Below are 11,205 nucleotides of genomic sequence, written 5' to 3' on the forward strand. Positions count from 1 at the left end.
TATTTCATCATCTAGCAATTCATCAAATTCTTCTGTCATTTCAAAAATCAATCCCTTTCCCAAACTCCTCCACCTCATCCGGCTCATCACTAAACAAAGTCACGTGCCCCATCTTGCGGTTGTGTTTCGCTTCTATTTTACCATACAGGTGGAGGTGGGCGCTTGGATTTTCTGTGACATATTTTTCAGCGGCCTCGACGTGTTGGCCGAGTACGTTGAGCATGACGGCTGGCGCATGCAGGTGGATAGCTGGCAATGGTGCTCCAAGGACGCCCAGAATATGGGTGTCAAACTGCGAAAAGTCGCAGGCTTCGATAGAGTAGTGGCCAGAGTTGTGTGGGCGTGGGGCAATCTCATTGACGATGATGTCATCAGCGGTCGCAAACATTTCCACGCAGAGGGTACCAGATAGCTTGAGCTGTTCTGCGATTCGCACCGCCATTGCTTTGGCCTTGTCAGCCAAACTTTCTGAAATGCGGGCTGGTACAATGGTTTTTGAAAGAATGTTGTTGCAGTGGATATTTTCCTGAACTGGGAAAACTGTCACGTCCTTGCCATTTCCTGATACAATAACAGAAATTTCAAGGTCAAAGTTGACGAATTCTTCCAAAACGCAGTCTGCTGAGTCAGCTAGCGCATGGGCTTCTTTCAAATCTTCTTCCGAGCGAATGACCTTTTGACCATGTCCATCATAGCCACCAGTCGCAGTCTTGAGGACATAGTTTTTTGATAGATCGATATCTGCCAAATCTTGGCTAGAAGTCACGACCTTGTAGGGTGCAACGGTGACTTGGGCCTTGTTTGAGAGAAAGTCCTTTTCAAAGATACGATTTTGAGAAATGCGGAGCAGGTCCGTCCCTTGAGGGAGCTGACTATCCTTGATAACGGCATCCAAACCATCAGCATCGACATTTTCAAACTCATAGGTCAGGACATCGCAACGCTCCGCCAACTGACGAAGGGCGTCCACATCATTATAAGGAGCTACTATGATTTCCGCTACACGGGAGGCTGGACAATCCGTAGCAGGATCCAGCGCGATAACCTTGTGCCCCATGTAGATAGCAGAAATGGCCATCATCTGACCCAGCTGACCGCCACCGATGATTCCGATTGTTTTAGATGAGCTCATTGCTAGACTCCTCAGCGATTTTTCCTTGTTCTTCAGCAAAATCCGCTAGCGCTGCTGCCAGATCTTGGTCTTCAATCGCCAAGATCCGCAGGGCAGTCAGGGCAGCGTTTGTCGCTCCCGCTTCCCCAATAGCCATAGTTGCCACAGGCACACCACCTGGCATCTGAACGATCGAATAAAGCGAGTCCAGACCACTGAGAGCGCGTGATTTGACCGGTACACCGATGACAGGAAGAGTTGTTTTGGCAGCTACCATTCCTGGCAAATGGGCTGCGCCGCCAGCACCCGCGATAATGACCTTGATGCCACGGCTGCGGGCTTCTTCGGCATGCTGAAACATGAGATCAGGCGTGCGGTGGGCAGAGACAACTTTCTTTTCATAGGCAACACCGAAGCGATCTAAAACTTCAGCTGTTTTTTGCATGATAGCCCAGTCGGATTTGGAGCCCATGATGATGGAAATAATTGGTTTCATTTTTTCTCCTTTTTTAATAATCGTCTAATGTAGTGCGGACGTAAGCGACCGCCTATGGCGTTCCATTACTAAAACTGGAGCCTAAGTCTCCAGTTTTCCGCTCCTAGTAGCAAAGCTACTAGGAGTTCCACTACTGCGACGATTATTCTATAGTGGCTCGCTTTCGCTCGCCATGACAACTTTAATATCTGTTAATCTTTTATCGCCTTGCTTCCAATGTCTGTTCGGTAAAAGAGGCCTGTGGTGTCTTGTTTTTCTAGTTGGTCGTAGATTTTTTCCTGCGCAGCTGAGACGGTATCTGCTGTGGTGACCAGCATGTACACTCGGCCGCCATTCGACAGCAGTGCTTTGCTATTTTCCGCAAACTTAGCCCCAGCATAGTAGGTGATAATGTCGCCAGCTGTCTTCTCCGGCAGAGGCATACCTTTCTCATAGTCCAGTGGGTAGCCTTCTGAGGCGACAATCACGCCAAGTGTCACGCCCTCATCCAGCCAAGTGATAGCAGGCTCCTTCTTGTCCAAAATGTCCGTGATGTTCTGCGCAAAGTCAGACGTCAGGCGCGGCAGGATAATCTGGGTCTCCGGATCGCCGAAGCGCGAGTTGAACTCGATAACCTTAGGACCATCGGCTGTCAGAATCAGCCCAGCGTAGAGCACGCCCAGATAAGGTCGGCCCTCAGCTATCATACCTTTGAGAACGGGCTTGATAATCGTCTCAACTGACTGATCCACCACGCTTTGTGGCAGGTGAGGCACTGGCGCATAAGCTCCCATGCCGCCTGTATTGGGCCCCTTGTCCCCATCGTAGGCCCGCTTATGGTCCTGGGCCGTCGGCAAGATGTAAAACTTATCGCCATTGACAAAGGCAAAGAGGGAAAACTCCTCGCCGTCCAGAAATTCCTCAATGACTACGCGCGCACCACTGTCACCGAATTTATTGCCTAAGAGCATCTCATGAGCGGCTTCAACTGCCTGCTCCGCGGTCTCTGCGACGACCACGCCCTTACCCAGAGCCAAGCCGTCCGCCTTGACCACGATAGGTGCTCCCTGCTTTTTAATGTAGGCTTTAGCTTCCTCAAAGTCGGAAAATGTGCCATAGGCTGCTGTCGGAACACCGTATTTGACCATGATTTCCTTGGCAAAATCCTTAGACCACTCCAGCTCCGCTGCTAAACGAGATGGACCGAAAGCCTTGAGGCCAGCGGCTTCAAAATCATCGACAATCCCTGCAGCTAGAGCATCATCCGGACCGATAAAAGACCAAGCAATGTCTTTCTCCTTGGCAAATTCGATTAGTTTGGAATGTTCGGAAATTCCAATATTTACTAAAACCAACCCATCCAAGGTCATCCCGTCATTTCCAGGAGCGACAAACACCTGCTCCACACCCTGAGACTCCAACAACTTCTTGGCAATCGCATGCTCACGACCGCCTGAACCAACAACTAAAAGCTTCATAGCCAAGATACCTCAATATCAAATATCACAGGCGCTTACGCACCAAGCTAACACATCACGTAAAAATCATTGCCATTTTTACGAATTATTTATCTAAATTATAACACAATCGTTCGTTTTATTCCATTCTAATAAGAAAAAGAATATCTCTTCTATATGATCGCCGTAATTATTGTTGTCTTCAGCCTTCTCCTTTTTGAGTGGATTATGCCTATTTTAGACAGAAAATATTCAGGGCTTTTCAAATTTACTATCATTTTCAAATAAGTTTTCCGAATAATACAGGTGGGCCCATCCAAAACCATTCTCACAAAGGAGTTTTATGAAGAAATATCAAAAACTGTTTTTATTATCCGGAGCTGTCCTAGGTCTCTTTGCGAGCCACTCAACAGTTCATGCGGTCGAATCGCCTGAATCTGAAGTCAAAATTCTAGGCCCTACTAATCGTGCCAGCAATGTTGATGTGACTGTGAACGATCGTACAGCCTCTATTAGTTATACCCGTTCCCAAGCTCAAGAACCCTATCTTATTGCTCATGCTGTTTGGTCTGAAGAAAACGGACAAGATGATTTGAAATGGTATGATACACCACAAACACCCATCACTGACATTGACTTAAGCAACCATCCAGGATATGGTACGTTTCATGTTCATACCTACATACGGATAGGAGAGCGCTTGGTAGCTCTAAATGCCACTACCTTTCATGTAGATAGACCAGCTAGTAAAACGAATGCATCCGTCTCAGGAGGTAAAGGGCGCATTAGTTTTTCCCGCAATAAAGACCAAACTCACTCAAAGATTGTCCATGCTGTCTGGTCAGATGAAAAAGGCAGCGACGACCTTCAGTGGTATGACGCAGGAGAAGAATCAACTGAGTTTAATCTATCCAAACATCGTGGTTATGGACGATACTTCGTTGACACTTACGAAAATGTAAACGGAAAAATGATTTTTCTATCTGGTACTACGTTCCATCTTGAAAATCCGAAACCGATAATCGAAACCAGCTTCCCTCAAACCGGTATCATGGAAATTACTGTCAAAAACGTACCTGACACCATGCATCGAATTGTTCTTCCTACTTGGTCTGATAAGAAAGGGCAAGATGATCTACAATGGTACGAAGCAAGCAAAAATCCAGATGGCAGCTACAGCGCTCGGGTGGAACTCAGAAAGCATAACTACGACACTGGGACTTACAATATCCACCTTTACGGCCAAAGCTATGTTCAACCGGAATCAACTGGTATAACAGGAACGACAGTTCAAGTTGACAGCGGAAAATTACCTTCGGACGAGGAACAGAAACCTCTTTTTACGGTGGAAAATATCAACCCCAAACAAGGGACCTACACCGTGAAAACTACCGAAACTAGCTTATCTAAACCTATTCAATCTGTTCGGGTGCCAATTTGGAGCACTAGCAATCAGAGCAATCTTAAATGGTATGCAGCCACTCCTAACGGAGATGGCTCCTTCAGCGCAACCTTTGATATCCGTAATCATCAGGCTTTGTCTGGAACCTATAACAACCATGTGTATGTCACCTATAAGGACGGCAGTGAGCGTAGCTACGCAGCAGATGCCGTCTCAATGTCTACTGACCAAATCCAAGCCAAGGTTGCAGTCAGGAAAACTGAGGCTAATCGCTACGAGGTGACAGTGACAGACGCCTACGGAGATGGCGATATTATTCTGCCAACTTGGTCAGAAGTCAATGGGCAAGATGATATCAAATGGTATACCGCCAATAAGGTTGGCAATGGAACCTACAAATTCACCGTGGACAGTCAGAAACACAAGGGGAGCGGTCTATTTAACACCCATGTCTATCGTAGCAAAGCGGGACAACTGACTGGTCTGACTGGAACTAGCTATCAGGTTGAGAAATCAAGCGTTCAATCAGCTAATATTCAGCCTAACTATGCCGCTGCTAATGCGACAACCTATCCTCCTGGCCAATGCACTTGGGGAGCCAAAGCTCTAGCCCCTTGGGCTGGAAATTACTGGGGTAACGGCGGTCAATGGGCAGCTAGTGCCAGAAGAGCTGGATTCCGTACCGGCAGTACGCCTGAGGTTGGCGCCATCGCCTGCTGGGATGACGGTGGCTACGGCCACGTCGGTGTCGTGACTCATGTCGAATCCAATACCCGCATCCAGATCCAAGAGTCTAACTACCTCGGCAAGCAGTATATCAGCAACTTCCGTGGCTGGTTTGACCCAACTGCTTCCTACTGGGGCCGCCTGACCTATATCTACCCTAAATAAATCGCTGTCGAACTTCTCAAAACCACTTCAAACCGGTGCTTTGAGCAGACTGCTCCTGCTTAGTTTGTTCATGATTTTCATTGAGTATAAGACTACTAAAAAATCCTCGGGTCAGCCGAGGATTTTTTATAGTTTTTAATGCCTAAAATGCCGTACGCCAGTGAATATCATGGTCAGGCCATGCTTGTCAGCCGCAATAATAGACTCCTCATCACGGACAGATCCACCTGGCTGGATAATAGCTTTGATACCTGCTTTGGCGATTTCTTCCACGTTATCCGCAAAAACAAGAACTACTAAGGATACAAAAGCCCCTCTATATAATCTTGAAACATACTACTTATATCTGCTTTGAATTTTCCTTTTTCTATATTCATAAATTTCCGACTTTGATATATTCCTCTATCTATGAATGGGGAAAGCAGGTTTAAAATATCTTCTTTATTTTTAACTTCTACAATAGGTTTTAAAACCAAACTCCTAATCCTTTCTGTATCTTTTATGAATTTACATATATCTGTACGATTCGGGGTAGAATTGTAGCGACTGCTAATTTCTAAAATTGATAATGTTTCTTTTACATATTTATCTTTAGTGTATGACTTTATTGCTAAATTTATGCCATCTTCTGCAATTTCACTAGAATGTGATAAGTAATTATCAATCGTCTGCTCAAAAGAAGTATTAACAGAAAAATTAAATTTAAAATATTCATCAAGCCCCTCATAACGAGGATTGTAATGGAAGTATTTTGCTCCTTTAAATTGTCGATTACAGTCTTTACAAGATGGAACTAAATTAAATTTTGATACACAAAACAAAGAAAAAATTGATTTGGGATAAAAATGCTCTATATCTGCTGTTGTAAAATTCTGATGATTTGTAATAGGCATCAAATTACAATACGGGCAAACCTCACATCCGTATAATTCCCATAATGTCACTCTATAATGTTCTCTAAAGTATTCATAATCTAAAAAATTTTTTAATTTATTATTTAATTCATCAAAGTTATTAAATACATTCTTATTTTTCCTTAAAAAATTAGAAAAATTGGAGGTCCCGTAATAGAGATGATTACAATCAATTAGTTCTTCCATTTTGGGATAGTGAGTTATACATTGCAGAATATTAGAAACCCACTCTATCCTATATTTCTTATCATCCGAAGCTTTCATTTTTTTTAGCTCCAAATAAAATCTACCTACTAAATAATATTCAAACAATAAACTGTCTGGTTTGTTTTTTATATTAAGCCATTCATCAGTTATCAATAATTTAAAATTGGCCATATTACCACATAATTTCAAAATTTCTGGAATTATTCTATGCGTATTTCCATCCTTAGATAATTTTTCTAATAAACTCTTGTAGTAATTTTCAAAACATACATCAATTTCTTTTAATTGTGGTTGCTGAGGTAATTCTAATTTAATCACTATCTTCTAAACTTCTTTCAATTAATGTCTTCAAAACTGGATCATCAATATGTAGATAAGCCTCTTTGTCGCGTTTTAATATTTTTTTTCTAGCAAATTCTCCGATTGAGTAATCCAAAAAGAAAGTATCTGACAGTATATCAATAATATTTGCAGCAAAAGATTTTTCTGCTCTTTTTATTACTATCATCTTCTCTTTCTCTTCCAGAGAAAAAACATTATATTTAGGAACATCTGAGATCATATATGGAGAATGCGTCGCTATAATAAATTGGACATTCACAGCTGAATAGTTATTAACAAGAGTGATACAATCATCAATAAACCTTCTACACCACTCTGGATGAAGGTTCAAATCAGGCTCATCTAATACCAGAACACAATCCCTCCCATCTTTACTCGCTTTCCTTATTTCCATGAATATTGAAGAAAACGTGTTAAAATAAACAATCTCTCCGTCGCTTAGATTTTCAAATTGAATGGAGAATAAATCCGAAAATTCTACCATAAGCAATTCAATGAAATTAAAATTTATATCTTTGTTCCTCAAAGAAGAACTAGATACTTCAATTTTATAAGCATTACCTTGGAAATATCCATATTCCTCGGAATTCTTAAAGTTAGAGATAAGAGTCTTTAAATCATCTCGATTAATAAATGGAGTATCTCTACTACTTTTCCATTCAAAATATTTTATCCTCTCACCCCAGTCTCTTAAATCATTTACTTTGTTTTCCAAAAAGGCTATTTTATCTTTCAAAAATTGCTCTGAGAAATAGTCTTCCCGCAAGTAAAATAAATCTACTTCACGCAATCTATTAAAATCCCCCCCTGTTGACTCTTTTATAATAGAGAAAATTCTTCCTCTTGGCTCTCCATTTTTTTCTAGAAATTCTATCAGATGCAATAAATATTTTTCTAAAAACTGAACTATAAAAAAATATCTTTCATGTTTTCTAAAATAATAATTTTGGACTATTCGACTATTAAAGCTAATCGAATTTTCACCAACTCTCAATCTCACCATTCTTTTCAACTGTTCTGGTAATTCAGCTTCAATGTTCAAAATTCTATCATTACCATAGAGCTCGTCTAATATTGCTGGACTATTGGATGAATATAATTGTTTCTGATTAACTTTTAAGAAAATTTTTTTCTTTGTCACCCTGTTATTTTTAGTTTCTGCTATAAATCGAAATACATTTCCCGCAGATTCTACACGTTTTACATTCCTGATTATGGGACTTTTATGCAAGTTAAAATCTCTATAAGAATCTCTGTTAAACCAATCTACAGTTGGACTAGATCTAATTAAGGATAATTGCAATTCTACACTTATTTGACTATCAGGAGTGACAAACTCATTGTTCCCTATGCTCACAAATAACCCTTTTTCTGTACTCAAATTATTTATTTTATCAATTAAACTGGGACTACCATCAATCAAAAAAAGATTTTCTTTAATATGAAAGATGTTAAAGTAACTATTTTTTCTTCTTCGTAAATTGATATTTCTATTTGAAAAAGAAATTAAATCTAATATACTACTTTTACCTATACCATTTTTTCCAACAATTAATGACAGGTTAGATAGTTTGTCACCAAAAAATCTCCTATTTTTATTCTCTCTATAAAATAAAGTCTTATCTTTTATTTCAAACTTATGTTGCTCTGAAAAAGAGATTTCACTGTTTTTAATACCAATATCCATTTTTTCTATATATGTAAAGACTAGCTCAGCCATAATAACACCTTTAATCTCTCTGATTATTTTGTCTATATTATAGCAAAATTCCATCATTTCAGATGGAATTTTTTATCTCTTAATGCCTAAAATGCCGTACGCCAGTGAAAATCATGGTTAATCCATGCTTGTCAGCCGCGACAATAGATTCCTCATCACGGACGGATCCACCAGGCTGGATGATAGCTTTGATGCCAGCGGCTGCGATTTCTTCGATATTGTCCGCAAAAGGGAAGAAAGCGTCAGAAGCCAGAGCAGCGCCGTCAAGGCGATCTTTGGCTTGCTCAATAGCAATCTTGACAGAAGCCACACGGTTAGTCTGACCGGGACCGACTCCCAGCACCTGACGGTCATTGGTAATGATGATACCGTTGGATTTGACATATTTGACGGACTTCCAGGCAAATTCCAAAGCCATGCGCTCCTGCTCACTCGGCTGGCGCTTAGTCACGACCTGCCAATCAGCTGGTTTTTCCTCGATAACATCTTGATTTTGCACAAGAAGACCGCCAAGAACACCAGTCACTTCCTTCTCAGCTCCAGAAGCTGCCTGAGCATCAAAAGCCAACTCCAAAATCCGCAGATTTTTCTTTTTATTGGTCAAAATCGCTAGCGCTTCTGCCGTGTAGCTCGGTGCGATGATGATTTCCAGAAAAACACCGTGCATCTTCTCAGCCGTCGCAGCATCCACCTGACGGTTGAGGACGACAATCCCACCAAAAATAGAAACCGAATCAGACTCATAAGCATAGTCCCAGGCAGTCTCAATATCGTCCGCCTGACCAATGCCACAAGGATTCATATGTTTTAGCGCCACAACAGTTGGCCGATCCTTGAAATCTCGAATAATCCGAATGGCCGCATCCGCATCACGAATGTTGTTGAAAGACAACTCTTTTCCATTCAGCTGCTTGGCGGAAGCGATGGAATAGTCCAGTGGCAAAGCAGTCTGATAGAAATCAGCTTCCTGCTGGGGATTTTCCCCGTAGCGCATGGGCTGCTTAAGTTCATAAGTCAAGGTCAGCTTTTCAGGCTTGCTTTCGCCCACCTGATCCGTGAAATAGTCTGCAATCAAGGCATCATAAGCTGCTGTGTGACGGAAAACCTTAGCTGCTAAGCGTTGACGCGTTTCATAGGTCGTTTGGCCATTTGCTGCCAACTCTTCCAGAACAAGAGCATAATCAGCCGGATCTACAACAACCGTCACGCTGGCATGATTTTTAGCCGCAGAGCGCAGCATAGAGGGCCCACCGATGTCAATATTTTCCACCGCGTCCGCATACTCTACACCTGGCTTGAGAACGGTTTCCTTAAAAGGATAGAGATTCACCACGACCAGGTCAATGAGCTCAATCTGATTGTCCTTGGCCGCTTGCAGGTGGCTATCCAAATCGCGACGAGCCAAGAGACCACCGTGAATGTTTGGATGGAGGGTCTTGACACGGCCATCCATCATCTCTGGAAAACCAGTCACATCATCAATGGCAATGGTGCCCACTCCAGCACTATCCAGAGCTATCTTGGTACCACCGGTTGAGATGATGTCCCAACCAAGTTTTTTAAGTTCTTGGGCAAATTCAACAATGCCTGATTTGTCTGAGACGCTGATTAAGGCGCGTTTAGTCATGTTTTTTCCTTTCTTTTTGATGTTTCTCTTTAGTAGTGCGGACGGAAGCAACTCCCTACAGGATTTCATTCCTAACTTTTGAGCCAAAGTCTCAAAAGTTCCGAGACGATTGATGTTTTATCAATCGTCTTTTCACCACGGCGAGAAACATCGGTTAGGCGACCTATGGTCGATGAGCTACGCTAGTAGCTATCTATTTTAGCTTTGGAATATCTTTTCCTCTAACATTTACACCTAGAATAGTCACTCCTATTGCTAATGCTCCGAGAGCAACATAACCACCATATTTTATAATTTTCTCTAAGAATTCTTTGTTTTCTGTATCCTTTGTAGCAATTTTATCTGCTACTTCAATCATTTTTTCTGTAATATACTTTCTCTCATCAACAGAAGTCTCCTCTTTTTGAAGAAGTACTGACAACTCATCAAGTACTTTTCTGTAAGCCTCAATAGTCTCTGTTTGACTATTATCATTTAGTTCCAAAGCCTTTTCACATAACATATTTAATTGTTTAACTATATTTTGTGAATAATCAGCATAAGATGGAAATTGCTCCACAATTTTTATAGCTAAATCTTTATCCATATTCGGAATCAGAGATACAAATTCCATCACTTTATCTTTAGATAAGTTTCTAAAACTTTCAATATTTAAAGCATTTTTGACTTCTTCAACTGACACAAGGGCTTTCCCCATAATAAACTCCTCTTTAATTATTTTGGTTTTACTCCCAAACTCTCCAGCACTTGAGGATAGAGCTGATACTCGGCGGTATGGATGCGCTCTTCAAAGCTTTCCAGCGTGTCTTCGGCTAAACGCGGCACGCGCACTTGCTGGATAATCTTACCGGTGTCGACACCCGAATCCACCCAATGAATGGTCACGCCACTTTCAGAGACACCAGCCTGCCAAGCATCCTCAATGCCATGAGCTCCTGGAAATTCGGGCAGATAGGCCGGATGGATATTGATGATACGACCCTCGTAGGCCCCAAGCAAGGTTGGCCCAACGATTTTCATATAGCCTGCTAGGCAAACCAAGTCAATCTGGTGCTCTTC

9 protein-coding genes and 1 pseudogene are annotated in these 11,205 nt (G+C 41.8%); 1 reads left to right on the plus strand and 9 read right to left on the minus strand.

Going from position 1 to position 11,205, the window contains the following annotated elements; all coding sequences use genetic code 11:
* Positions 1–40 precede the first annotated feature (40 nt).
* The 3 genes from purK to purD all read right to left on the minus strand — a co-directional run bounded on the left by purK (position 41) and on the right by purD (position 3,064).
* Entirely contained in the window at positions 41–1,132 is a 1,092-nt protein-coding gene (gene purK, locus RWS24_RS10120) for a 5-(carboxyamino)imidazole ribonucleotide synthase (protein ID WP_314367170.1), read from the minus strand.
* On the minus strand, positions 1,119–1,607 hold the full coding sequence (gene purE / locus RWS24_RS10125; protein ID WP_314367173.1) for a 5-(carboxyamino)imidazole ribonucleotide mutase: 489 nt from the start codon (positions 1,605–1,607) through the stop codon (positions 1,119–1,121). The genes purK and purE overlap by 14 nt, the downstream gene beginning before the upstream one ends.
* A 191-nt stretch (positions 1,608–1,798) precedes the next feature.
* Entirely contained in the window at positions 1,799–3,064 is a 1,266-nt protein-coding gene (gene purD / locus RWS24_RS10130) for a phosphoribosylamine--glycine ligase (RefSeq protein ID WP_314367176.1), read from the minus strand.
* Positions 3,065–3,386: 322 nt separating this feature from the next.
* Between purD and lytF the strand changes: the two genes are divergently transcribed.
* Positions 3,387–5,336, plus strand: a complete 1,950-nt coding sequence (lytF, locus tag RWS24_RS10135; protein WP_314367179.1) for a murein hydrolase LytF — start codon at positions 3,387–3,389, stop codon at positions 5,334–5,336.
* A gap of 135 nt (positions 5,337–5,471) precedes the next feature.
* On the opposite strand, the pseudogene RWS24_RS10140 reads toward lytF, so the two are convergent.
* The 6 genes and pseudogenes from RWS24_RS10140 to RWS24_RS10165 form a co-directional block, all read right to left on the minus strand.
* A pseudogene (locus RWS24_RS10140) lies at positions 5,472–5,624 on the minus strand (IMP cyclohydrolase); the annotation flags it as partial.
* An 8-nt stretch (positions 5,625–5,632) separates the two neighbouring features.
* On the minus strand, positions 5,633–6,775 hold the full coding sequence (locus RWS24_RS10145) for an HNH endonuclease domain-containing protein (RefSeq protein WP_314367182.1): 1,143 nt from the start codon (positions 6,773–6,775) through the stop codon (positions 5,633–5,635).
* A complete protein-coding gene (locus tag RWS24_RS10150) occupies positions 6,768–8,519 on the minus strand; it encodes an AAA family ATPase (RefSeq protein ID WP_314367184.1) in 1,752 nt (583 codons plus the stop codon). The genes RWS24_RS10145 and RWS24_RS10150 overlap by 8 nt, the downstream gene beginning before the upstream one ends.
* Before the next feature lie 79 nt (positions 8,520–8,598).
* Positions 8,599–10,146 carry a bifunctional phosphoribosylaminoimidazolecarboxamide formyltransferase/IMP cyclohydrolase gene (gene purH / locus RWS24_RS10155; protein WP_314367186.1) on the minus strand — a complete coding sequence of 516 codons (1,548 nt, stop codon included), beginning with the start codon at positions 10,144–10,146 and terminating at the stop codon, positions 8,599–8,601.
* 193 nt (positions 10,147–10,339) lie between these two features.
* Complete coding sequence (locus RWS24_RS10160; RefSeq protein ID WP_314367189.1) at positions 10,340–10,843, minus strand: hypothetical protein; 504 nt, start codon at positions 10,841–10,843, stop codon at positions 10,340–10,342.
* 17 nt (positions 10,844–10,860) lie between these two features.
* The coding region (locus tag RWS24_RS10165) for a formyltransferase family protein (RefSeq protein WP_314367191.1) at positions 10,861–11,205 on the minus strand (345 nt) is incomplete at its 5' end.

This window comes from uncultured Streptococcus sp. (assembly GCF_963528215.1).
Taxonomy (GTDB): domain Bacteria; phylum Bacillota; class Bacilli; order Lactobacillales; family Streptococcaceae; genus Streptococcus.

What these genes read in the sequence shown, in the direction of transcription:
- purK (WP_314367170.1), bottom strand. Translation starts at nt 1,132, where the DNA reads ATGAGCTCATCTAAAACAATCGGAATCATCGGTGGCGGTCAGCTGGGT.
- purE (WP_314367173.1), bottom strand. Translation starts at nt 1,607, where the DNA reads ATGAAACCAATTATTTCCATCATCATGGGCTCCAAATCCGACTGGGCT.
- purD (WP_314367176.1), bottom strand. Translation starts at nt 3,064, where the DNA reads ATGAAGCTTTTAGTTGTTGGTTCAGGCGGTCGTGAGCATGCGATTGCC.
- lytF (WP_314367179.1), top strand. Translation starts at nt 3,387, where the DNA reads ATGAAGAAATATCAAAAACTGTTTTTATTATCCGGAGCTGTCCTAGGT.
- RWS24_RS10150 (WP_314367184.1), bottom strand. Translation starts at nt 8,519, where the DNA reads ATGGCTGAGCTAGTCTTTACATATATAGAAAAAATGGATATTGGTATT.
- purH (WP_314367186.1), bottom strand. Translation starts at nt 10,146, where the DNA reads ATGACTAAACGCGCCTTAATCAGCGTCTCAGACAAATCAGGCATTGTT.
- RWS24_RS10160 (WP_314367189.1), bottom strand. Translation starts at nt 10,843, where the DNA reads ATGGGGAAAGCCCTTGTGTCAGTTGAAGAAGTCAAAAATGCTTTAAAT.